This is a genomic window from Microlunatus ginsengisoli (genome assembly GCF_039537205.1).
In the GTDB taxonomy this organism is placed as follows: domain Bacteria; phylum Actinomycetota; class Actinomycetes; order Propionibacteriales; family Propionibacteriaceae; genus Microlunatus; species Microlunatus ginsengisoli.
Map to the genome: position 1 here is coordinate 115,869 of NZ_BAABAB010000007.1, position 24,313 is coordinate 140,181.

Sequence of the window (24,313 nt, forward strand, 5' to 3'; positions counted from 1 at the left end):
CCAGCAACTGTGGAGCAACTTTCGAGCAACAGAACCCGGGCTGACGATCGGATCACGCCGTTAGCGTGAAGCCCCGTCGCGCCGAACAGTGTCGCGCCGACCAGTCAAGGCGAGGCAGCTGGAGGGGATCATGTCAGACGAGAGTTCGACCTCGGCGCAACTCGCCGACACCGCGTTCGCACGGCGGGGACTGCTGAAGCGAACCGCGCTGGTGGCCGGCATCGCGGCCGGCGCCGCGACGTTGGCCGCCCGTCCCGAGGCCGCGCTCGCCGCCGATGGCGACCCGCTAGAGCTCGGCAGCGGCAACGAGGCCGACTCGACGACCACTCTGAGAATCGGCGGCGATAGCGGGGGGGCCGCGCCCGCCCTGGCGCTGGAGAACGCGGACGGTCCCTCGCTGAAGCTCCAGCCGCTGTCGGCGGTCTGGCCCGGCCAGCTCGACGTCGGCGAGATGGTCGGCACCGATCTCGGGCCGCTGGTCGGCGTGGATCTGCCGGGCGGGGCGACCACGACCTACCTGGCGACCGGCGCCGACCTGGCGAGCATGCCGACCCCGTTCGCGACAGCGCCCGTCCGCCGGCTCGACCTCCGGACCGCAGCCGGTCGAGCCGCCGTCATCCGCCGGTCGTCGGCGAACGCCCTGACCGCCGGCGGCAAGCTCGCCGCCGGCCAGTGGATCGACATCGGACTCGCGGTCACCGGCGACGATTACGCGCTGCAGGCCGTCTTCGCCAACCTCACCGTGACCGGCGCGGCCGCCAACGGGTTCGCGGCGCTCTACCCGCCGGGCGTCCGCCCGGTGGCCAGCACGATCAACTACGTGAAGGGCCAGACCCTGGCCAACTTCGCGTTCGTCGCCGCCGGTGTCGTGCAGGGCTACCACACGGTGCGGCTGTACAGCTCCAGCGAGGCGTGGTTCCTGCTCGACGTCTCCGGCGGCGTCAACGTCGGCAACAGCCTGACGCCGCTCTCCCAGGCGGCCCGGGCGAAGGGCGGCCGGGCGGCGCTGATCGGGAAGCTGCGCAAGGCCCTCTCCGCCGCCGTCGGCTGACGCCGCACCCAGTACGCCATGTCGTCCCCGCAGCCCGCCCGAACCCATCGTCGCACGCTCGCCGGCGTGGTCGCCGCCGTCGCGCTCGCCCTGCTTGCGGTGTACCTGGTCACGCCGCCGCCGCGGGCGAGCGCCGCCACGACGGCGCCGGTCGGCAGCCTGTCGCTCGGCACCGGGCTCAGTGGTCGGGTCGACCCGCGGACCGGGGAGTTCTCGGTCTCCGTGCCGGTGGCCGACATCCGCGGCATCGGCGACGCCGGCATCGCGTTCTCGCTGTCTTGGCAACAGGCCCGGGCCACCGCGTCGATCGACCGCTCGGGCTGGGGTGCGGGCTGGAGCCTGTCCACCTCGTTCGTGAACACCAACGGCCAGAAGCGGGTCTACCCGGCGAGCGGCGGGTCGTACCTGCTCGACCCCACCACCCCCAGCGGGCTGGCGGACTACAAGCTGGCCGACCTGGTGTTCACCCAGTTGCAGACCGCGCAGACCCTGCGGGCCCGAGCCGGCGCACCCGCCGTCGCCTACTGGTACACCCTGGCCTACGACGACGGCCGGACCGACTACTTCGACGTCAACGGCAACCTCGTCGCGCGGGCGGACCGGTTCGGCAACCGGACCGACATCGCCTGGCAGTCGCCGGTCAGCGGCCAGTGGCGGCCGCTGTCGATCGTCGACTCGTACGGCCTGAGCACGACCTTCCGCTACCCCACCCAGAGCCAGATCCAGGTGATCTCGCCGGAGCGCTCCGACGGCGTGACCTCGGTGACCACCATCGACCGCTCGTCGGCGAACGGCGTGCAGACCCTGAAGGTGACCGACCCGGTCGGGAACGTCACGACGTTCGACGCGACGGCCGTCAAGGACGCGCCCAAGCCGCTGCTGACCACGGTCACCGCCGCGACCGGCGCGAAGACCAGGATCGGCTACCAGGAGCCGGCGTACGAGAAGGGCCTGATCGCCGTCGACACGGTGATGGTCACCGACGGAGCCAACAACCAGCTCTCCCCCACGCAGCGGTTCGATCTCGACCCCGCGCTGCCCGCCACGAACGACCACGGCCTGCCCAGCGCCAACAACCGGCACAACTACACCGGGTATCCGAACCACCTGCCGGCGAACGGCAAGGACACGCTGTTCTCGTCGGGGGACGCGAGCTACTACTACTCCGCCGGCCTGACCACCGGCGCCACCACCACCGTCTCCACCTACGACGCGCTGCACCGCCTCGTCCAGCGCACCGTCGGCGTGGCCCCGCCCGGCAGCCAGCAGCCGATCCTCGCGCAGACCCAGACCATGACGTACCCGGTGGCGGTCACCTTCCCGAACCAGTTGCCCGCCAACTGGGCCCGCACCAAGACCGCGTCGCTGACCAGTTCGGCGGCCACCAGCAGCAAGGGGCTGACCCCCAGCCCAGCCCCGCGGACGACGACCGTCGCGACCCAGTACGACGACCACGGACGGGTGACCTCCGCCACCGACGAGACCGGCGCGGTGACGGTCACCGGCTACGGCCCGTACGGCCTGATCCAGAAGCAGACGACGACCGGCGCCGACGGCAGCGTCGCGCAGACCGACAACACGTTCACCGGGTCCGGCACGGCGCTCTCCATCGGCACGACCACCACCTCAGTCGGCCAGCCGGGGCACCCGCCGACGGCGCGCCAGACGGTCAGCTACACCTACGACGGCACGGGCCAGGTCGCCAGCCGGACCCTTGCCTGGGCGCCGGGTGCCGGACCGGATCCCGGTGACGGCCGCGGCGGCGGCCCGGACAGCATGGTCACCACCTTCTCGCGGACGCTGAGCAGCGACGCCAAGACCGTGACGCTGACGACCACGACCGGTGCCGGGACCGGCGACGCCCAGCACAACACGGCCGTGATCGACACGGTCTCGGGGAAGCCGGTCGGCCACTTCGACGCCGCCGACCGGAAGACCAGCTTCGGCTACGACGCCATCGGCCGGCAGGTCTCGACGACCACCCCCGGCGGCCTGACCACGACCACCGCCTACACCCCGACTCAGACCACGGTCAGCGGTCCGGACGGCCGGATCACCCGGTCGACCGTCGACCTGCTCGGCCGCACCGTCTCGGTCACCGACAACGTCCGGAACCGGGCGTTCACCACCGATCCCGGCGCCCGCACGCTGTCCAGCACCAGCTACAGCGCCGACGGGTCCACGGCAACCGCGACCGACCAGGCCGGACGGACGACCACCACCACCGTCGACGCGTTCGGCCGGGTCGTCAGCAAGGTCGGGGCCGGCGGCGTCACCCAGCTGAGCAGCTACGACGACGGCGCCGCCCATACCTCGACCAGTGCGGTGGTTCCCGACGGCGCCGGCGCGGCGACGAGTTCGATGGTCACCAGCTACGACGACCGCGGCCGGGCGATCGGCACCGACACCAGCTTCGCCGCCGGCTCCGCTGTGGCGAAGACGCTCGCGTTGCCGGCGGACCAGAACGCCGCCACCGCGTACAACGGGATCGGTCAGCCCACCACGACCACCGGCGGCGACCTCGAGCTGACCACCGACCACAGCGGTCCGGGCGGCCTCGCGGTCTCCTCGACGGCCACTCCGCAGGCCACCGGCGACTTCCCGGGAGCCGCGATCACGGCGAGCACCGTCCGCAGCCTGAGCGGGGACGCGATCTCGCGCACGCTGCACCAGGGCAGCGACGTCAGTACGGCGGTCGCGGTCAGCTACGACGCAACCGGCGAGGTCGTCGCCGCGACCGACCCGGCGGGCCGGGTGACGCACTACACCTACACCGCCGATGGGCAGCCGGCCACCAAGACCAGCCCGTCGGGTGCGGTCACCACGAGGACGTACGACCCGGTCAGCGGGCTGCTGGCCAAGATCGTCGTCACCGCACCGGGGAAGGCGACCCGGACCATCTCCTACACCCGGGTACCCGCCGGCCAGCCCGGCGCCGGGCAGGTGAAGACGGTCACCGACGGGACGGCCACGATCAGCTACGGCTACGACGTCGACGGCCATCGGACCTCGGTCGGCTACCCGGACGGGACGGCGACGTCGGCTGCGTACAACGACAAGGGCCAGCTGGTCAGCAGCACCGACATCACCGGAGCCGTCACCAGCTACGTCTACAACCCCGGCGACGGCACGATGGCCTCGGCGACGCAGAAGCGCGGCAGCGCGCTGCTGGCCTCGGTCAGCTACGGCTACGACGCGATGGACCGCGTCCAGACCGTCAAGCGGGGCAACGGCGTCGTCACCACGAACACCTACACCGCGGACAACCGGCTGGCCGTCCAGTCGACCACCGACTCCGCGAACAAGGTGCTGGAGTCGCACGCGTACAGCTACGACGACCACGGCAACGTCGACACCCGGGTCGACACCATCGCGCCCGGCGGCGGCAACGCCGTGCCGGGCGGCCCGCTGACCTGGACCACGCGCTACTCCTACGACGCCTACAACCGGCTCACCGGCTCGGCCGTGTACCCGGGATCGTTCGGCTCCGACGGCAGCCCCACCGCACCGGCCGCGACCCAGACCGCGTACACGCTCGACGTCGCGGGCGACGTGACCGCGACCAAGACGACCACCCGGACCGCGGGCATCCGGCCGATCATCTCGACCAGCACCACCAGCAACACCATCGACGCGTCCGGCCGGCTGACCGGTCAACGCACCGGCAGCCAGACCGCCGGCCAGACCTTCGACGACGACGGCCACGTCCTCACCTCGCTGACCGGGCTCACCACCAGCTACACCGCCGACGGCACGCCGGCCACGCTCAGCCGGCCCGACGGCACCACGATCGGCTACACCCGGTGGCCGGACGGCACGCTGCGCTCGGCGACCACCAAGGCGCCGGACGGCAGCACCAGCACGGTCAGCTACCACTACGGCGTCGACGGGGCGCTCCTCAACGACAGCACCAGCGACACCGGTACGGCCGCCGGCACGAGCACCACCGCCTCGTACCTGATCAGCACCGGCCGCGAGGCCCGCACCCTGGTCGCCGGTGCCGCCGCGTCCGGCGGGGTCTCGGGCGCCGCGGCAGCCCCGACCACCACCGGACCGGGTGCCGGCTACTACCTGCGGGACCGGCACAACTCGGTGACCGCCGTCGTCGACAGCACCGGGGCGATCACCGCCGGCTACGGCTATACCGACTACGGCGCGCCGGCGCGGGCAGACGGGCGCCGGATCTCCGTCGGTGTCCTCGACGGCGGCCGGACCAACCCGTTCGGCTATGCGGGCGCCGCGGTCCAGGGTCCGATCACCGACGTCGCGCTGAACCTGATCAGGTACGCCGACCGCAGCTACAACCCGGTCACCGGCCGGTTCACCGGTCCCGACCCGGTGGACGCGCACAACCTCTACCAGGGATTCCGGACCAACCCGATCGTCTACTCCGACCTGTCCGGCCACGACCCGATCATCGACGCCGTGATGGACGGACTGTTCGCGGTGATCTTCGTCGCCACCGCGATCCTGACCATCGTGACCGGTCTCGCACCGGTGCTCGGCGCGATCGCCGCCGCCGGCTACGGGGCGATCGCCGAGGTGACGGGTGCCGTCGTCGCGAACGCCGTGGTGTCCACCCTCGCGGTGGCCGCCAACCTCACCGGCGCCGCGACCAGCGCGGCCCTGGCCATCGACGACGACCGCATCCTGGCGACCGGGAAGGGCTACTTCGACACCGACCAGCGCAGCATGGTCAGCCTGGTCAACACCGCGGCCTCCGTCCTCGCCGGCGGCGCGGGCGCCGTGCAGGGTGCCACCGCCAGCTCCGTCGCGGCACTGGAGGACGCGACCGCGGCCGCCAAGCAGGCGCAGGCGGCCCGAGCCAGCACCACCGTCAACGACCTGGCGATCGATGCCACGAACAACACCCAGGTCGTACCGGACGAGGCGAACCGCGCTTCGGTGCATGGCGACGATCCCGTCGACCCGCCCGGCGCGAACCAGGGCGACGGCGGTGGCCAGATCGTTCCGCGAACAGAGCAGAACCAGGCGGATCCGCTGCGTCAACCGGACAACGCGAACCAGCAACGGCAGGATCCGGACCTGCTGGTGCCCGCCCAGCTGCCGCCGCTGCCGGAGCTGCCGGCCGCTCCGCCGCCCGATTACTTCGAACACATCTATCCCGAGGTCACGCTCGAGCTCCCGGCCGACCGGCCCCTGCTCCGCCAGACCGCGGTCAACGGCGCCAACGAGGCGCAGGAGCAGGTCCGCACCAACACGACCCGCACCGAGGTGAACGACCCGCCCGGAGTGCCGGCCGATCTGATCCTCACCGGCGACGCCGTGCCGGCGACGCTGACGAACGAGCCCGGCATCGGCACCGGACTTGTGAACATGACCAACGACAACGTGCTCGTCACCCGAACGGACAACTGAGGACAGCCATGACCGGATTCGATGGTCGCGCTCCGCGACCCTCCCGCCGCTACGGAGCCCTGGTGGCAGCGGTGGTCGCCCTGACCCTCGTGCTGGCGCCCATGGGCGCCGCGCAGGCGACGCCGAAGCCGTCGCCCGGTCCGTCGAGCGAGCGGGCGACGGTCACCAGCCATCCGACGATGACTGCCAAGAAGAAGGCGACTGCCAAGAAGAAGGAGACTGCCAAGAAGAAGGAGACTGCCAAGAAGAAGACGACTGCGAAGAAGAAGGCGACTGCCAAGAAGAAGGCGACTGCGAAGAAGAAGACCACCACCACCACCAAGAAGACGACCGTCTCGGCGCTGGCGGCCACCACCTTGCCGGCCGACCTGTCGCGGCTGCTGCCCCGGGTCCGCCACGACGGCACCACCGGCGACTTCATGAACGTCGGCCACCAGCAGCGCGCCGTGGTGGAGAACGGGTTTCTGAACATCTACGACTCCCCGGAGCGAGGCGGAGCCCTGCTGCGATCGACCCCGACCGACCTCACCGAGCCCGGTTCGGCGAGCGCCCTGTGGAGCCCGATGAACACGAAGATGGGCGACCTCGCGTCGGCGCAGAAGCTGGCCGCCGTCTACCTGGCCTGGACCCCGGACGCGCTCTACATGGCCGGCCACACCAAGGACGCCACCACCGCCGACGGCCTCGTCACCTTGTACCGGCTGCCGGCCGACGGAACCTGCGCGTCCGCGGGCTGCGCGATCTGGGTCAAGCACTTCGACGCGGCGGGCGGAAACATCGTCGTCGGACCGTGGGTCACCCTCGCCGTGACGGCGCTGGCGACCGGGAAGATCGGCACCCGCAACGTGCTGGCGGCCGGGCTGAACCTGTCCGGCCCCTACCCCAGCTACCCGAGCGGGAAGTCGGATCAGCTCGGCGTGTGGGTCCTCGACGCCGACACCGGCGCGCAGGTGGGCAGTACCTACAACGGCTTCGTCGACGACCGCAACCAGACCCCGGTGACCTCGCTCGCCTGGGACCCCACCGGCAGCGGGCTGCTCGCGTTCGGGGTCGCCAGCGCGACCCGGATCGGCTACGCGATCAAGGTCAGCACAGCGGGCGCGATCTCCAACCCGACGTACTGGGACTTCAAGGTCGGCAACATCAACTACGACCCCGCGGTGTTGTCCACCGCTGTCGGGCTGCTGGCGGACAAGAAGACGCCGGTGGTCGCCTTCGGGCTGAGCGACGGCAGCGTACGGCTGTGGGACCCGGCCACCAGCAGCAGCACGCTCAAGGCGTCGGCCACCGACAACAAGGACCCCGTCGACGCGCTGACCTTCGTCGACCGGGTGACCGGGACGGCCGGGGCCCAGGACCTGGTGGCCGTCAGCAGCAAGGGCAACTCCGCTCGGGTCCTGCGCTACGACGGCGGCACCACCCTGAAACCGCAGGCCGTCGCCGCGAACGGTGTCACCACGACCGACGTCGGCGGCATCCAGTCCTGGTTCCCCGGCTACAAGTCCGGCGCGATCCGCTTCGAGAACACCAGCGACCAGTCGATCGTGGTGTCCTTCGCCAGCCGGCCGACCGAGGCGTACGGCTGCTGGTTCGCGCCGAACCTGCCCGGCAGCGACGGCATGCCGAACACCGGCACGGTCACCCTCGCCGCCCACGAGTTCACCGACTTCTACAACGTCGGGGGTCTGACCGCGGCCATCAGCGGCAACTGCGCGCAGGGCAGCGACTTCGTCGGACAGTGGGCCTCGTATCTGACGCTCGCCCCGGTTGGCCGGCCGGCCCAGCGCAGCACCGTCAAGCTGGTAGCCGACCGGGCCGGTGGCTACCACACGACGGTGGTCGGCGGCTCGCTCGGCGCCGCCGTCGTGGAGCAGAACAGCTATGGGCCGCCGCTGGGCACCGCCAAGATCGCCATCAGCAGTCCGGTCGAGCCGGTCGGCACCAATCCGCTCAGCGTCTCCGGCGTTCAGCTCGACCCCGCCGGTACGGACCGTCCGGTCTACCGGATCGACGTCGCGGCCAGCACCTGGGCGCTGCCCGTCTCGAACCCGAAGCGGATCGCCACCGTGCTGGCCCCGATCACGGTCACCGGGACGACCGACGCCGGTGGCGTGATCCCGCTCGGCTACCTCGTCCCGCAGGGCCTGCCGAACCGGGCCACCAGCTCGGGGACCATCACCCTGGCGCCGGTGAGCTTCTACTGGCAGAACCCCGCGCCCGGCTCCGGACCGCAGATCAGGGACTTCCTGATCGGCAACGGTCGCGCGTCCGGGATCGTCCAGCTCAGCCGGTTGACGCCGGTCGCCGGTGGTGCCCAGGTCAGCGGGGTCACCATCTGCCCGATCAGTGGCTCGGACGCGTGCGACGGTACCGCGACCCCGTACGCGAACGGCCTCGACCAGTCGCCGCTGACGGTGAAGATCTACTCACCCACCAGCTCCGCGCCGCTGCCGCTGTCCGACCCGGCGTACCAGAAGCTGTACTACCGCGACGCCGACGGCGACCTGATCACCGGCCTGATCCCCGAGGACGGCTCGGGCTACACCCGGGTAAGCCCGTACCGCGGCGCGTACCCCAACGACGGTTCCGACGCGGCCCCGAGGAAAGCCGGAACCCCGGTCGGTGGCCGGTACGGCTACCTGTCGACCACCGAGACCGGTGTCCAGAAGATCCACGGCTTCGTGGGTGGCTACGCCGGGGGCAACGGCGGCGACATCGACGTCGACGGAAAGGTCCTGCTGACCCAGGTCACCGCGGCTCCCAGTACGAAGCTCTCGGTCACGAACGGCTTCTACCTCACCGGCTGCACCGGCGACTACACCAACACGAACGTCTGCCGGCTGGCCGACCCCGTCGGCACGAGCACGACGTCGAACCCGGCCACGTACCTGACCACGGACCCGGTGACCCACGATCTCCGGATCGGACTGCAGTTCAGCTACACCGCCCAGACCGCCACCAACAGCCTCCCGCTGGAACAGAAGCAGGGTCAGGACGAGCACACCGTCGCCGCAGCTCCGCTCTCGGTCAACAACGGCGAGGTGACGTTCGCCGACGCCGCCACCAACTTCCAGCCCGCCGACAACATCGACACCTTCGTCGTCACCCACGGTCAACAGATCCCGGTCAGCAACATCAACGTGGGCGAGGCCAACTGAACCCATCGAATCCACTGCCGGCCGCGGGCCACCGCACCCGCTCGCCCCGGCGGCATCCCTCACTTAGGCTGTATGGCGAAAGATCGATGCGATCGGACGCAGTGGGCCCGAGTGAGAGGTGGGGGTGGCTGACCTCGCGACGTTCCGGGCACGCGTTCGCACCGCCAGACGCTCGGCCGGCCGAACGCAGCAGCAGCTCGCTCGCGACATCGGTCTGCATCCGCACGTCCTGAGCCACAAGCTGAACGGGTCGCCGGGCTCGATCCTCAACAGCCGCGACGCGGTGGCGATCGTCGCCACCTTGGCGGAGTGGGGCGGGATCGCCAGCCGTCGGGAGGCGGAGGACCTGCTGCGGCTCGCCAGCGTGCCGCCGCAGATCGTCGCGCGAGCTGCGCAGCAGCCACCGCTGAGTGACCTCGAGCCCGGACCGCCCGCCGCCCCGCCGCCGCAGATTGCACCGCCGACTCCGCTGTGGTGGACCGACGACAGCGTGCCCGCACTGCGTCCGGCGCCGCTGCCCGAACCGATCACCTCGCTGGTCGGCCGGTCCGAGGACGTCGAGACCGTTCTCGGCCTGCTCCGGCACTCGCGCCTGGTCACCCTGCTCGGTGCCGGCGGCACCGGCAAGACCAGGCTTGCGCTCCGAGTCGGCCAGCTGTCCACGGGCGACTTTGCCGACGGTGTCGCCTTCGCGGATCTGTCCCCGCTGACCAATCCGGAGCTGATCGCCGACGCCGTGCTCCGCTCGCTCGGGCTCGCCCCGGACGCCGGCGGTGCTACCGAGGCCCAGCTGATCCGCGCCCTCCGGCCGGCCACGATGCTGGTGGTGCTCGACAACCTGGAGCACCTGGCCGCCGGCGCTGACCTGTTGAGCCGGCTGCTGGCGGCGGCCCCCGGAGTGACCCTGCTCGTGACCAGCCGTGTCGTGCTCCGGTTGTACGGCGAGCAGCAGTACCGGGTACGTCCCCTGCCGCTGCCGGAGGACTCGGTGATCGCCACCCCGATGTCGATCCGGTCCAGCGACGCGGTGGTCCTGTTCTGCCAGCGGGCGCGCGCCGTCCGGCCCGAGTTCGACCCGGCCGGTGCCGAGCTGACCGCGGTCGCGGAGATCTGCCGGGTGCTCGGCGGGCTGCCGCTGGCCATCGAGCTCGCCGCCGCCCAGATCCGCACCTTCTCCCCCTCCGCCGTACTGGAGCGCCTGACCGGCCAGCTCGGCTGGCTCGGGCCCGGCCCACGAGACCGCCCGCGCCGACAGCAGAGCCTGGCGGCGGCGCTGGCCTGGAGCGAGACCCTGCTGGACGCCGAGCAGCGACGGCTGTTCGCCCATCTCGGCGTGTTCGCCGGCTCGTTCGACGCGGCCGCCGCGGCGGCGGTGACCGGTCAGCCCGCCGAGCAGGTGCTCCAGCTGCTGGTCCAGCTCGAGGACCAGAGCCTGCTCGAGCCGGTCGACCGGGCGGCGGTCACCGGATCTCCGCGATTCCGGCTGCTCGAGCCCGTCCGCGAGTACGCGCTGGGCCGGCTCGGTGAGCTGGTCGAGGTGGACGGTATCCGCCGAGCACATTTCCGGTACTTCGCTCGTGCCGCCCAGCTGATGGGCCCGCCGCGGCCGGGCGCCGACTCCGACCCCGACCTGTACCGGCTGTACCTGGATCAGGCCAACATCAGGGCGGCACTGGACTGGGCGGTGGAGCGTGCCGCGGACGATCCCGACTGCCTAGTGGACGCGCTCCGGCTGGTCACCGCCTCCGGGCGGATGTGGAGCCGGCGCTCGCTGCTGGCCGAGGGAATGGCATACCTGCAGCGCCTGCTCGCGATCGAGGCCGACACTCGCGTGGCGCCTCCGGAGCTGCGAATGGTGGCTCTGCTGCAGGCCGCGTCATTCGGCTGTATGCGGAACGACCTGGACCAGACCCGCCAGCTGGCCGGCGCTGCGCTGGCGATGGCCGGTGAGCTGGACGACCCGCGGGTGGCGAGCAAGGCGCACCGGCTGCTGGGCGAGGCGGCGCTCGCGGCGGGCAGCGTCGACGAGGCGATGGCCCATTTCGAGCGGCAGCTCGAGCTCGGCCGCCGCGCCGAGGATCCGGCGCTGACCGGCGACGGGCTCAACATGATGGGCCAGGGCTATGCCCGGATGGGTCGCTTGGCCGAGGCACGCACGACCCTGCTGACGGCGCTGCCCGTGATGGAGTCCACGGGCGATCTCGACCTCGTGGGTGCGGTGATCGGCAGTCTGGCCGATGTCGCGTTCCGGACCGGCGACACCGACGAGGCGGCCGACTGCTGGGTCGCCATGCTGGAGATCCATCGCGAAGTCCGTACCTACCGCGGGATGGCGTACGGCCTCGAGGGGTGCGCCTCGGTCGAGGCCCGACGGGGCCGTGCCCGGAAGGCCCTGGAGTTCGCCTCGGCCGCCCAGCGGATCCGCGACGCCGGTGGCTGGACGCTGCCCGAGCCCGAACGGCAGGTGCTGCTCGCGGCGCTGGCCGAGCCGGTCGGGCGGCTGGACGAGACCGACCGACGACAGGCGATCGCCGACGGCCGGCACCGTGGCCTCGATGCGATCATCGACGAGGCGCTCGCCATCGCCCGTCCCAAGACCGTGCTGCAGGAACTGGGCTAGCGCCGGCCGGCCGTCAGTAGCCGGCGGGCCGCGCGGGGACGTACAGCCAGGTGTGGAAGAACGAACCCAGGTTCTGCCCCGACACTCGCTCGGCCAGCGCGACGAACTGGCTGGTCCGGACGCCGCCGTAGCGGTGGCGACTCGCCCAGGTGGTCAGGATCCGCGCGAAGGCACGGTCGCCGACCTTCTGCCGTAGCGCCTCCAGGGTGAGCCCGCCGCGGGTGTAGACCGGGTCGGAGAACAGGTCGGCCGGATCGGTCAGCGCCGCCGGCGCCGGCTTCCACAGGTCGGAGGAGGCCGGGTTGTCGGCCATCGTCTGGGTGAACTGCGCGGCCGTGCTCGGGCCGCCGTGGGCCGCGGTCCACAGCGACTCGGCATAGGTGGCGAAGCCCTCGTTCAGCCAGATGTCGCCCCAGTCCTTCGGCGTCAGCGAGTCGCCGAACCACTGGTGGGCCAGCTCGTGCACCATCAGCAGGTCGCTCGGCGCCTCGTCGAAGACCGGCCGGTTCTGGGTCTCCAGCGAGTAGCCGACCCCGGTGTCCTTCACCACCAGGCCGACGCTGGTCTGCGGGTAGGGACCGAACCGGCGCTCCTCGAACCGGATGATCCCCGGCAGCGCGGCCCGCTGCGTCGCCAGCGTGCCCAGCTTCGGGTCGACGAAGGTCCAGATCGGCAGCTTCTTGCCGGTGATCGAGCGCATCGTGGAGTGGTACACGTCGTACTGCGCGATCGAGATCATCGCCAGGTACGTCGCCATCGGCCGCCGCTGCTGCCAGTGCCAGGTGGTCGTCTTCCCGTGTCGCTTGCGCGCGGTCAGGTCGCCGCTACCGGCGACCTCGAGGTCCTTGGGCACGTTCACCGCGACGTCGAAGGTGGCCTTGTCCCGCGGTGTGTTGTTGTTCGGGAACCAGGTCATCGCGCCCACCGGCTCGCTCAGCACCGTCGCGCCGTCGCTGGTGGGGATCCAGCCGTCCAGCGCGCCGTCCGGATCGACGTGGGTGGTCGGCTTGCCCCGGTAATCGACCGTGGTGGTGAACGACCCGCGCAGGGCTCGCTTCGGCGTGATCTTCAACTTGTGCCCGCTGCGCGACCAGTTCGCGTTGTGCCCGTTCACCTTCACCCGGGTGACGGTCAGTCCTTCCAGGTCGAGGGTGTAGGAGGTCAGCGGCTTGGTCGCCCGGGCCCGGATCGTGGTCGACGCGGTGATCGTCTTGGTGCTGCGGTGATAGCTGAGCCGGATGCCGTAGTGGGCCACGTCGTAGCCGCCGTTGCCGATGTCGGGGAACAGCGAGTCGCCGGCCGTCGGCGCACCCGGCCCGGGCCGGGCGGTTGCCGCCTCGGCCGGCAGCACCGGACCCAGCAGTCCCAGACTCAGCAGCGCACCCGCAAGCGGGAGCCCCAGTACCCGGCGTGCCGGCATCCGACATCCCCACACCCGACGTATCGATCGTCCGGTCACGACCCACCTCCCGATTCGCCCCCGGGACGATAACCTGCCACCCATTTGTGACGCACGCCACCCCTGACGCGCGCGCGAAGCGTGCCGATAGGTTGTCAATCGTGACGGCAATCAACGAAGGCACTGCCGCCGGCGCGGCGAGCGATACCCCCGTCGTGATCGAGAGCGACGCGAACCTCGGCGCCCCGATCGGACGGATCCCGGTAGCCAACGTGTCGCCGGTGATCGAAGGCGGCGCCTGTGCCGCGAAGGCGGTCCCCGGCGAGCGGATCCCGGTCCGCGCAACGGTGTTCCGGGAGGGCCACGACGCGGTGAACGCGTCCATCGTGACGACCGACCCGGACGGCAACGAGAAGCTGTTCCCGATGGAACCCAGCACGCCGGTCGGCTTCGACTGGTGGGCGGGCGAGTTCACCTGCGACCACGAGGGACCGTGGACGTTCCGGGTCGAGGGCTGGTCGGATCCGTGGGAGACCTGGGTGCACACCGCCGAGATCAAGATCCCGGCCGGCATCGACACCCATCTCGTGGTCGCCGAGGGGCAGACCATCCTGGACGGCTCGGCCGCCCGGGCCGACGAGGCAGGCGATGCCGACGCGGCCCACGCCCTGCGCTACGCGTCCGGGCTGCTGGCCGGTGGCCAGAACCAGCTGGAGGATCGGCTGCACCAGGTGCTCGCCGACGAGATCCGCGACCTGATGACGCGCTACGGCCCGCGCGAGCTGATCTCCCCCAGCGCCGACTACCCGATCTTCGTGGACCGCCCGGCCGCCCTGTACGCGTCCTGGTACGAGTTCTTCCCGCGCTCGGAGGGCGCGCGCTACGACGAGGAGAACGGCCGCTGGATCTCCGGCACCTTCGACTCCTCCCACGACCGGCTCGAGGCGGCGGCGGCGATGGGCTTCGACGTCGTCTACCTGCCGCCGATCCACCCGATCGGCACCGCCTTCCGGAAGGGGCCGAACAACACGCTCGACCCGGGCCCGGGCGACCCGGGCTCGCCGTGGGCGATCGGCAACGTCGAGGGCGGGCACGACGCCATCCATCCCGAGCTGGGCGACATCGAGGCGTTCGACCGGTTCGTGGCGCGGGCGCACGAGCTCGGGCTGGAGATCGCGCTCGACTTCGCCCTGCAGGCATCTCCGGACCATCCGTGGGTGACCGAGCACCCGGAGTGGTTCTCCCAGCGCGCGGACGGCTCGATCGCGTACGCGGAGAACCCGCCCAAGAAGTATCAGGACATCTATCCGATCAACTTCGACCGCGACCGGGACGGCATCTACGCCGAGAGCCTGCGGATCCTGCGCTACTGGATGAGCCACGGCGTCCGCATCTTCCGGGTGGACAACCCGCACACGAAGCCGGTGAACTTCTGGGCCTGGCTGCTGGCCGAGGTGCGCAAGACCGATCCGGACGTGCTGTTCCTGGCCGAGGCGTTCACCAAGCCGGCGATGATGCACATGCTGGGCAAGGTCGGATACCACCAGAGCTACACCTACTTCACCTGGCGCAACGAGAAGTGGGAGATCGAGCAGTACATGGAGGAGCTGACCCACCAGACGGACAGCTTCTTCCGGCCGAACTTCTGGGTCAACACCCCCGACATCTTGCCCAGCTTCCTGCAGTGGGGCGGCCCGACGGCATTCACCATCCGGGCCGTACTGGCCGCGACCCTGTCGCCGCTGTGGGGGGTGTACACCGGCTACGAGTTGTTCGAGAACGCCGTGCTGTCCCCGGGCCGGGAGGAATACCTGGACTCGGAGAAGTACCAGTACCGGCCGCGGGACTGGGACGGCGCCTACCGCTCCGGTGCGAACCTGGGCATGCTGATCGGCCGGCTGAACCAGATCCGGCGCGAGCATCCGGCGCTGCAGCAGTTGCGTGACCTCACCTTCCACCACGCTCCGCACTCGAACGCGATCGTCTACTCCAAGCGGGCCCCGGATCCCGACGGCGGTCTCGACGACGTGGTGATCACCATCGCCAGCCTGGATCCGCACGGCGTGGTGGAGACCGAGGTCTTCCTGGACATGGGTGCGCTCGGGCTGAGCCCGCGCGACGTCTACCTGGTCCACGACGAGCTGACCGGGCAGACCTGGCGCTGGGGTCAGCACGCCTTCGTCCGGCTCACCCCCGAGGACCCGTGCCATGTGTTGACCCTGGTCCGCTACGGCGCGCCGAACCCCAGTCGCCGGGGCCGCTGACGTGGCAGACGACCAGAACGGTCAGCTGCTGAACGCGATCAGCCGTGCGCGCTGGTTCGCCGGCAAGGGCCGGCGCGCGGAGCTGACCGGGCACACCCGGCTCGGCTGGCTGACCGACCTCGACCAGTGGCCGGCGGTGCGGCTGGAGATCATCGAGATCAGCTACCCGCCGGACGAGGACCCCGAACCTGCGGAAGGGCAGGAGCCGGGCATGCGCGCTGAGCCTGTCGACGCACCGGGCAGCGCCCTTCGACAAGCTCAGGGCACATCCGGGGCGATTCCCTACGAGCTCTACCAGGTGCCGGTGTCCTATCACCGAGCCCCGGTGCCGGAGCTCGCCCACGCCGAGCTGGCGCGGCTCGACGACGCCGACCTCGGATCCGTGGTCGGCTACGACGCGACCCAGGACCCGGCCGCTTGCCGCATCCTGCTCACCGCCCTGCTGGACGCCCGGCGGGTCCGCGAGCCCGACAGCGAGGTCCGGTTCACCCCGACCGACACCGAGGGGCTGAGCGCCGACGACGACCCCCAGCCGTTCCGCGGCCAGCAGTCGAACACCTCGATCATGTTCGGCGAGACCGCCATGCTGAAGGTGTTCCGCCGGCTCGAGCTCGGCCGCAACCTGGACATCGAGACCCACGAGGCGCTGAACAAGGCCGGCGTTGCCGACGTCGCCCGGCTCTACGGCTGGATCGATGCCGGTTGGCGGCATCACGGGCACGACGTGCGGGCCGATCTGGGCATGCTGGTGGAGAAGCTGATCGGGGCCGAGGACGGTTGGGGCCTGGCCCTGGACGTCTTGGCGCAGGGTCGCTCCTTCGCCGAGGAGTCCGCCCGGCTCGGCCGGGCGTTGGCCGAGATCCATGCGGCGCTGCGTGACGCGTTCCCGGTCGCCACGACGTCGGGCGAGCGGACCGCGCAGACGATGACGGAACGGTTCGAGGTCGCCAGGGCGATCGCGCCGGCGCTGGACGCGTATGCCGACGGCGTGCTGGCCACCTTCGGGCGGCTCGGCGCCGGCACGCTGGACGTCCAGCGGGTGCACGGTGACTTCCACCTGGGTCAGACCCTGCGCACGCCCGCCGGCTGGAAGATCATCGACTTCGAGGGCGAGCCGGCCAAGACCTTGGCCGAACGGCTCGAACCCGACAGTGTCTGGCGCGACATCGCCGGCATGCTGCGCTCGTTCGACTATGCGGGCGCCAGCGTGCCGGGACCTGGTTCGGCGGCCTGGGTGGCAGACTGCCGGACGGCCTTCCTCGACGCGTACGCCGGCGGCGGCCTCGACGCGGACGACGCGGCGGTCCTGCGGGCGTACGAGACGGACAAGGCGGTCTACGAGGTCGTGTACGAGGTGCGCAATCGACCCGACTGGGTCCACATTCCCGTGGGCGCGGTCGCCGCTCTCTCCGAGCAGACCCCGTCCGGAACACAGGCTGTCCGATCCGACCCCACCGGTGACAAGGAGTAGATGATCATGGCATTCGATCCGAGCGGTGGGCTGACCGGCTGGGACCTGCAGGGCTTCCACGAGGGGCACGACACCGAGGTGTGGAAGCGGCTCGGGGCGATGGAGATCAGCGTCGAGGACTCCGACCGGGGCACGCTGTTCGGCACTCGGTTCGCGGTCTGGGCCCCCAACGCGAAGGCCGTCCGGGTGGTCGGTGACTTCAACTGGTGGAACGGCGAGGGGCACTACATGCACCTGGTGCCGGGATCGGGCGTCTGGTCGCTGTTCGTCGAGGGGGTCAGCACCGGCAACCTGTACAAGTTCGAGGTGGAGGGCGCCGACGGCGTCTGGCGCACCAAGGCCGACCCGATGGCCCGGTTCGCCGAGGCCGCGCCGCACACCGCCTCGATCGTGTACGAGAGCCAGTACACCTGGAGCGACGAGCAGTGGATGTGGTACCGCGGCCAGAAGAAGCAGTACGAGGAGCCGGTCAGCATCTACGAGGTGCACATCGGTTCCTGGCGCAAGGGCCTGACCTACCTCGAGCTGGCCGATCAGCTGGTGGAGTACGTGTCCTGGCAGGGCTACACCCACGTGGAGTTCATGCCGGTCGCGCAGCACCCGTTCGAGGGCTCCTGGGGCTACCACGTCACCGGCTACTTCGCGCCGATGAGCAAGTTCGGCTCCCCCGACGAGTTCCGCTATCTCGTGGACAAGCTGCATCAGGCCGGCATCGGCGTGATCGTCGACTGGGTGCCGGGCCACTTCGCCACCGACCCGTGGGCCCTGGAGCGGTTCGACGGGACCGCGCTGTACGAGCACGACGACCCGCGGAAGGGCTGGCACCCCGACTGGGGCTCCTACATCTTCAACTTCGGTCGCAACGAGGTGAAGAGCTTCCTGATCAGCAACGCGTACTACTGGCTGCACGACTTCCACATCGACGGCCTCCGGGTCGACGGCGTGGCCTCGATGCTCTACCTGGACTACTCCCGCGAGGCCGGGCAGTGGATCCCCAACCAGTTCGGCGGCAACGAGAACCTCGAGGCGGTCGAGCTACTGCAGCAGACCAACGCCCACAGCTACCGGCGCGAGCCGGGGATCATGATGATCGCCGAGGAGTCCACCTCCTGGCCCGGCGTCACCCGGGGCACCGAGTACGGCGGGCTCGGCTTCGGCTTCAAGTGGAACATGGGCTGGATGAACGACTCGCTGCGCTACATGGGCCGCGAACCGATCTACCGCCAGTTCCACCACCACGAGATGACGTTCGCCATGGCGTACGCATATTCGGAGAACTTCATCCTGCCGATCAGCCACGACGAGGTGGTGCACGGCAAGGGCTCGATGTTCGAGCGGGCTCCGCAGGATGAGTGGCGCAAGTTCGCCACCCTGCGCGCGTTCTATGCGTTCATGTGGTGCTTCCCCGGCAAGAAGCTGCTGTTCATGGGCACCGAGTTCGCCCAGCGGCGCGAGTTCAGCGAGGCCCGCAGCATCGACTGGGACCAGAGTGCCCACTGGGGCCACCAAGGCGTCCAGCGGCTGATCAAGGACATGAACGAGATCTACAAGAACAACCCCGCGTTCTTCAAGCTGGACACCGATCCGGCCGGGTTCTCCTGGATCGACGCCGACGACAACGGCAGCAACGTGTTCTCCTTCGTCCGCTACGACGGTCAGGGCCAGATGGTCGCGTGCGTGATCAACTTCTCCTCCGAGCCGCGCAACGACTATCGGATCGGGCTGCCCACCGACGGCGTCTGGCGGGAGATCTTGAACACCGACGCGCCGGTCTATCACGGCACCGGGCAGATCGGGAATCTCGGCCAGGTGGTCGCCTCCACCGTGCCGTCGCACGGCTACCCGGCGTCGGCGCACGTGACCGTACCGCCGCTCGGCGCGGTCTGGCTGGAGCTCCAGGTGGAACCGGATTCCGATCAGCCGGAGCCGGAGAAGGTGGCCGCCGGCAGCAAGGCCCGGGCCCGGGTCAGCTCGCCGGCCCGCAAGGGCGGCGACGACGCCGCGTCCAGCGAGGTCCCCGGCGAGGCCGCGGCGAAGCCGGGTGGCCACACCTGGACGTCGGCGGACGCCTCGACCGGCGCGGCCGGCCCGGCCTCGGCGATGAGTCCGACCGCCGCGCCCGCCGATGCCGGCAAGGGCCCCGCAGCGGGCAAGACCCCCGCGGCCGGCAAGATTCCTGCAGGGCGCAAGACCCCAGCGGCCGGGAAGGCCACCGGGGCTGCGGACTCGCCGGAGTCACCGGAGTCTCCGGACTCACCGGACTCGGCCGACTCCCCCAACTGAGTCCGGCGGGATCGGCCGGCCGCGCAGATCGGTGGCCGGCATCCCGGCGATGTCGATCAGTTCGGCCACGCCACGGGCCCGGTGACCTTCGAGCAACGGCTGATCGGTCAGGTGCGCGTCGATCAACTCGGCGATGAGCTCGGGCGAGCTGTAGTTCAGTGCATGCGCGCCGGGCACGGTGACGGCGGTGACGTGCGCGATGTCGGCGAGCACGAACGCCCGGGACACCCGCACGAGCGGATCCCGCAGCCCGCCGATCACCAGGGTCGGCGCGGTCAGGTAGTGCAGCCGCTCCAACGTCGGGAACTCGGTCATCGCCTTGAACAGCGACAGACTCTGCAGCACACCGAAGCGCAGGTAGTCGCGTCCGGCGATCGGCAGCATCGACGGCGGCTCTCGCAGGCCGTCGAGCGCCATCTGGCGGAACGCCCGGGCCATCGGCTGGTTGTTCGGACCGCCGGCCGGAGAGACGAGCACCGCCCGGTCGATCCGGTCGGGAAAGGTCGAGGCGAACTCGAGGATGATCGGGCACCCCAGCGAGTTGCCGACCAGCACCGGCCGTTCGACGCCGATGGTGTCGCAGTAGGCGATCAGGGCGCGGGCCAGCCCCGGCAGGTCAAGGCCCCGCCGGGGTCGCATGCTGCGGCCCATGCCGGGAAGGTCCGGGACATAGGTCCGGTAGCGCGGTGCGAGCACCGCGGCCGTCGGCTCCAGGTAGGTCCCGGAGATGCCGAAGCCGTGCACGTGCACGATCGTCGGCGCCTCCGGGCCGGCCTCCACACAGAACCGGTGATACATCGGCAGCCGGTCGACGACCAGCCACTCCGGCTGGAGCGGCGGCACCGGCATCCGGCCCGGTATCCGGTAGACGCCCGCACTCCCCTCCCCACCGACGAGCCCGCCGGCGCTCCGCGCGGCGGGTCGGTCGGTGGTCGAGGGATCGAACTCCGTCGTCACGTCCGCCCCCCGGCCGCCGCTAGCCGGCCGCGAGGATCTTGGCCTTCTGGGCCTCGAACTCCTGCTCGGTCAGCACCCCGGCGGCCTTGAGCTGGCCCAGCTGCTCCAGCTGGTCGAGCATGCTGGATGCCGGCGCGGACGCCGCCGGGGCCGCCGGGGCCGCCGGAGCCGGCGGTGGCGGCGGTGCCGCGTAGACGGGCTGCTCGTAGACCGGCTGCTGCTGGGGTGGCGGCGCCTGCTGATAGGCCTGTTCCTGCTCCTTGGCCGCCCAACGGTTCGCCTGCCGGCGTGACACCCGGTTCGACACCGCGGTCGCGGTGCCCGCCACAACGGCCGTCCGGGCCATTCCACCGATGAGTCCCATGACTGTTTCCTCCGTGCTCTTCGACGTAACTGGGGTATGCGAACGCGCCGGCTAGGCGCCAACCGTCTCGCCGGCCTCGGCCTCCGCCTCCGCCTCGAGCGCTTCGAGCGCGGCGATGACGTTCGCGGCGGGGATCCGGCCGCTGGAGATGACCTCGGCACCCGCCCGGCGCATCGCCGACACGAACGGTCCGGCCCAGGTGTTCTCCCAGACCAGCACCGCGACAGCGGTGCCGGGCTCGATCAGGTCCGCGGCATCCTGCATGTCGTCGTCGCCCAACAGGCCCGACTCGATCCCGCTGAAGACAGCGAGGTCGAGCACCCCGTCGCCGTCGAAGTCGGCGACCGTCGCGGCCGTCAGCGTTCCGTCCAGCTCCTTGCGGACGACCCGCAGATCCAGCACCCGGACGATCCCCCGATCGACCAGGTCGATGATCGCGGCCAGGCCCTCGCCCTTCAGCTGGCCGTCCGGGAACTCGACGGCCAGGTAGTCGATGGGTCCGACATCCAACTCGCTCATCTCTCGCCTTCCACTGTCGCCGTGCCGCACCGTGCGACAGGGCATGGTTCATGGTCTCGGCTCCGATGCTTACACCACGCACGGCCGGCGTGATCACCCGGGATGGGTGACCGGTGCTCCGCCGACGCCGCTCACCCGGTCGGGGTGAAGCCGGGCCGCGGGCCGTTCTGCGACCGTTGGGCGGTCGCGAGACACCAGTGGACCCGGACGAACGGCAGCAGCCTGCATGGTCAGTTATGAGATCCGCATCGGCGGAACGGTGCCACCCGGGCTGGTCGAGGGGCTGGCGGAAAAGGTGTCGGCCATCCAGCCGGCGGGCACGACCCTGGAGGTCGTCGTGCCCGACGACGCCGCCCTGTGGGGACTGATCGACGCGCTCCGCGACGCGGGCGCCGACCTGCTCGAGATCCGGCGGCACAACGAGGATCCGCCGGAAAGCTGAGCCTGGTCCGTTCTCGCGTGTCATGATGCTGCCGAGTCACGCGAGTTCAGCGGGAGCCCGTGCGATCCTGCTGTCGGCTCGACGATACGTGTCAGATGCGGTGAGCGACAGCGTCAGCAGGTGCCTATTCGATGTTCGACCCGGTGGACGAGAGCAAGCTGCACCCACCCCCCGCCCGCCCGGCCTGGATCCCGCGCGTCCGGCTCGTCGACGCGATGACGAGTGCGGCCCAGCTGCCGGTGACGCTGATCGCGGCACCGGCGGGCTACGGCAAGAGCACCGTCGCCACCCAGTGGTTCGACTCAGGGGCGGCCCCGCGGCTGCGCGGCTGGCTCCGGCTGGACGCCGGCGACAACGACCCGACCCGGCTGTGGACCCATCTGGTCGCCGTGATCGACCGGCTCGGCGGCGACGTGGACCCGATCGCGGCGGAATACGTCGCGATGAGCGGGCCGGCGATGATCGGCCGGGTCGTGCCACGCTTCGCCGATGCCCTGGCGACACTGGCCGAGCCGCTGGCGCTGGTCCTCGACGACGTCCACCTGCTGCGGTCGGCCGAATGCACCGCTCAGCTGGACGCGTTGATCGACCGGTTACCGCCCAACACCCATCTGATCTTGGTCTCCCGGTCCGACCCGAGCCTGCGACTGGGCCGGCTGCGGGTCGCGGGCAGGCTCGCCGAGATCCGCAGCCGCACCCTCTCCTTCACTGCGGCCGAGACCCATCAGGTGCTTGCCAGCGAAGGGCTCGAACTGTCGGCCGACGCGATCGAGGAGCTCCGCGTGCGGACCGAGGGCTGGCCGGCGGCGGTTTATCTCGCCGCGCTGTCCCTGCGCGGTCGGGACGATCCGGAGAACTTCATCGCCGAGCTCAGCGGCAGCAACCGGTTCATCGCCGACTACCTGAGCGAGGAGGTGCTGGCCCGTCAGGAGCCCGACCTGCGCGACTTCATCGTGGACATGTCATTGTTCGAGCAGTTCAGCGCACCGCTCGGCGATGTCGCCACCGGTCGAGGTGGATCGGCGGGACTGATCCGCCGGCTGGAACGGACCAACCTGTTCCTGACCCCGTTGGACGCAGCCGGGGTCTGGTTCCGGTTCCACCACCTGTTCGGCTCCTTCGCCCGCGGCGCGCTCGAGGCCGAGCGCCCCGAACGCGTCCGTGACCTCCACCTGCGGGGGGCCGACTGGTTCGGCACGCACGGCTATGTGGACGAGGCGGTCCGGCACGCGATGGCCGGGGGTGCCGACGCCGCGGCAGCGGCGCTGGTGCAGCGCAGCTGGACCAGGTATTTCGACGTGGGCCGGGCGGCGACCGTCCGGGGGTGGATCCAGGCCCTCGACGCGTCGTCGGCCGCCGGTGAGGCGCCGCTGACGGTGACGGCCGCCTGGGTGGCCGCGCTGGCGGGCCAGCGGGCCGAGCTCGAGCGGCGGCTCGCCGTTCTCGAGAACCTGCCGGACGACGGGCCGCTGCCGGACGGTACGGCCTCGATCCGCGCCGCGCTCGCGATGCTTCGTGGCATGTTCGGGTTCGACGGGCCCGATCGGATGATCGCCGAGAGCGCGGTGGCGGTGGACCTGCAGCCGGACCCGGGGAGCGCGTGGTTCGCGATCGCCCGGGCGGCGCGCGGTCACGCCGAGTACGTGTCGGGTCGTCCGGATCAAGCGCGGACCTGGTTCGCCGAGGCGGCCGGCGCGCCGGGCGCGGCCAACTCGGTCCGGATCCTCGCCCTCGGCCTGACGGCCCTGTGCGAGCTGGAGCTCGACGATCCCGGGTCCGCCCGGGCTACCGCGACGGAGACGATGCGGCTGGTCACCGAGCACGCGATGGAGGCGATGCCGTCGAGCCTGTGGGCGTATACGGTCGTCGGTGCCGTCCGGTTGAGCGACGGCGATGTCGGCGGCGCGCTGCACATTCTGGACGAGGGACTGCAGATCCGGCGGCGGCTTCCCGGCCTCACCCCGTGGCCGCTGATCTACCACCTGATCGTGATGGTGAAGGCGGCCGCGCGGGCGCGCCAGGAGACCCGGGCCACCGATTTGCTGACCGAGCTCGAGGGTCTCGCCACCTGGCCGGACGCGACCATGCGGGCCACCCTGGCACGGATCGCCTCGGCGCGAGCCGAGGTCGAGGTCGGGCGCCGGGTCGAGCCCCGGCTCGAGCGCGCGGCCGGTGCCGAGCTGGGCGAACCGCTGACTCCCCGGGAGGCGCAGGTGCTGCGCCGGCTCCGTGGGTCGCAGAGCCTGCGCGAGATCGCCGGCGACCTCTACGTGTCGCTGAACACGGTGAAGACGATCACCTCGTCGGTCTATCGCAAGCTCGGCGCCCACTCCCGGGCCGAGGCCGTGTCGATCGGGCGCGTGCGCCGGTTGCTCTGAGTCATTTCACCCGGGTGATAACCCGCCA

Annotated in this window: 13 protein-coding genes; 9 read left to right on the plus strand and 4 right to left on the minus strand. The window is 70.9% G+C overall.

Annotated features, from left to right (window positions below; translation table 11 throughout):
• The first annotated feature begins 130 nt into the window (after positions 1 to 130).
• From ABD747_RS05620 to ABD747_RS05635, 4 genes are all read left to right on the plus strand, one after another.
• Entirely contained in the window at positions 131 to 1,051 is a 921-nt protein-coding gene (locus ABD747_RS05620) for a hypothetical protein (protein ID WP_344802235.1), read from the plus strand.
• 18 nt (positions 1,052 to 1,069) lie between these two features.
• A complete protein-coding gene (locus ABD747_RS05625; RefSeq protein WP_344802237.1) occupies positions 1,070 to 6,430 on the plus strand; it encodes an RHS repeat domain-containing protein in 5,361 nt (1,786 codons plus the stop codon).
• 8 nt (positions 6,431 to 6,438) lie between these two features.
• On the plus strand, positions 6,439 to 9,588 hold the full coding sequence (locus ABD747_RS05630) for a WD40 repeat domain-containing protein (RefSeq protein ID WP_344802239.1): 3,150 nt from the start codon (positions 6,439 to 6,441) through the stop codon (positions 9,586 to 9,588).
• 124 nt (positions 9,589 to 9,712) lie between these two features.
• Positions 9,713 to 12,208 carry an ATP-binding protein gene (locus tag ABD747_RS05635; protein WP_344802241.1) on the plus strand — a complete coding sequence of 832 codons (2,496 nt, stop codon included), beginning with the start codon at positions 9,713 to 9,715 and terminating at the stop codon, positions 12,206 to 12,208.
• Between the two features lie 13 nt (positions 12,209 to 12,221).
• Here ABD747_RS05635 and ABD747_RS05640 read toward each other — a convergent pair whose 3' ends face one another.
• On the minus strand, positions 12,222 to 13,628 hold the full coding sequence (locus ABD747_RS05640) for a M1 family metallopeptidase (RefSeq protein WP_344802243.1): 1,407 nt from the start codon (positions 13,626 to 13,628) through the stop codon (positions 12,222 to 12,224).
• A 194-nt stretch (positions 13,629 to 13,822) separates the two neighbouring features.
• Between ABD747_RS05640 and ABD747_RS05645 the strand changes: the two genes are divergently transcribed.
• The 3 genes from ABD747_RS05645 to glgB are packed head-to-tail and all read left to right on the plus strand — an operon-like array spanning position 13,823 to position 19,625.
• Positions 13,823 to 15,871 (plus strand): alpha-1,4-glucan--maltose-1-phosphate maltosyltransferase, encoded by a 2,049-nt coding sequence (locus ABD747_RS05645; RefSeq protein WP_344802504.1) that lies wholly within the window; start codon positions 13,823 to 13,825, stop codon positions 15,869 to 15,871.
• Between the two features lies 1 nt (position 15,872).
• Positions 15,873 to 17,342, plus strand: a complete 1,470-nt coding sequence (locus ABD747_RS05650; protein ID WP_344802245.1) for a maltokinase N-terminal cap-like domain-containing protein — start codon at positions 15,873 to 15,875, stop codon at positions 17,340 to 17,342.
• Between the two features lie 6 nt (positions 17,343 to 17,348).
• Positions 17,349 to 19,625, plus strand: a complete 2,277-nt coding sequence (gene glgB, locus ABD747_RS05655) for a 1,4-alpha-glucan branching protein GlgB (protein WP_344802247.1) — start codon at positions 17,349 to 17,351, stop codon at positions 19,623 to 19,625.
• Here the strand turns inward: glgB and ABD747_RS05660 are convergent.
• From ABD747_RS05660 to ABD747_RS05670, 3 genes are read right to left on the minus strand one after another with little or no spacing between them, the layout of a single operon-like run.
• A complete protein-coding gene (locus ABD747_RS05660; RefSeq protein ID WP_344802249.1) occupies positions 19,596 to 20,582 on the minus strand; it encodes an alpha/beta fold hydrolase in 987 nt (328 codons plus the stop codon). The two genes, glgB and ABD747_RS05660, sit on opposite strands and share 30 nt — an antisense overlap.
• A 19-nt stretch (positions 20,583 to 20,601) precedes the next feature.
• On the minus strand, positions 20,602 to 20,946 hold the full coding sequence (locus ABD747_RS05665; protein ID WP_344802251.1) for an SHOCT domain-containing protein: 345 nt from the start codon (positions 20,944 to 20,946) through the stop codon (positions 20,602 to 20,604).
• Positions 20,947 to 20,997: 51 nt separating this feature from the next.
• Positions 20,998 to 21,465 (minus strand): DUF6325 family protein, encoded by a 468-nt coding sequence (locus ABD747_RS05670; RefSeq protein ID WP_344802253.1) that lies wholly within the window; start codon positions 21,463 to 21,465, stop codon positions 20,998 to 21,000.
• Between the two features lie 226 nt (positions 21,466 to 21,691).
• Here ABD747_RS05670 and ABD747_RS05675 point away from each other — a divergent pair, with 226 nt between their 5' ends.
• Together ABD747_RS05675 and ABD747_RS05680 are read left to right on the plus strand one after the other, a co-directional pair.
• A complete protein-coding gene (locus tag ABD747_RS05675) occupies positions 21,692 to 21,907 on the plus strand; it encodes a hypothetical protein (RefSeq protein WP_344802255.1) in 216 nt (71 codons plus the stop codon).
• 131 nt (positions 21,908 to 22,038) lie between these two features.
• Entirely contained in the window at positions 22,039 to 24,285 is a 2,247-nt protein-coding gene (locus ABD747_RS05680) for a LuxR C-terminal-related transcriptional regulator (protein ID WP_344802257.1), read from the plus strand.
• Positions 24,286 to 24,313: the final 28 nt, after the last annotated feature.

Coding starts and splice junctions, on each gene's coding strand:
- ABD747_RS05620 (WP_344802235.1), top strand. CDS start 131: ATGTCAGACGAGAGTTCGACCTCGGCGCAACTCGCCGACACCGCGTTC.
- ABD747_RS05625 (WP_344802237.1), top strand. CDS start 1,070: ATGTCGTCCCCGCAGCCCGCCCGAACCCATCGTCGCACGCTCGCCGGC.
- ABD747_RS05630 (WP_344802239.1), top strand. CDS start 6,439: ATGACCGGATTCGATGGTCGCGCTCCGCGACCCTCCCGCCGCTACGGA.
- ABD747_RS05640 (WP_344802243.1), bottom strand. CDS start 13,628: ATGCCGGCACGCCGGGTACTGGGGCTCCCGCTTGCGGGTGCGCTGCTG.
- glgB (WP_344802247.1), top strand. CDS start 17,349: ATGGCATTCGATCCGAGCGGTGGGCTGACCGGCTGGGACCTGCAGGGC.
- ABD747_RS05665 (WP_344802251.1), bottom strand. CDS start 20,946: ATGGGACTCATCGGTGGAATGGCCCGGACGGCCGTTGTGGCGGGCACC.
- ABD747_RS05670 (WP_344802253.1), bottom strand. CDS start 21,465: ATGAGCGAGTTGGATGTCGGACCCATCGACTACCTGGCCGTCGAGTTC.
- ABD747_RS05675 (WP_344802255.1), top strand. CDS start 21,692: ATGGTCAGTTATGAGATCCGCATCGGCGGAACGGTGCCACCCGGGCTG.
- ABD747_RS05680 (WP_344802257.1), top strand. CDS start 22,039: ATGTTCGACCCGGTGGACGAGAGCAAGCTGCACCCACCCCCCGCCCGC.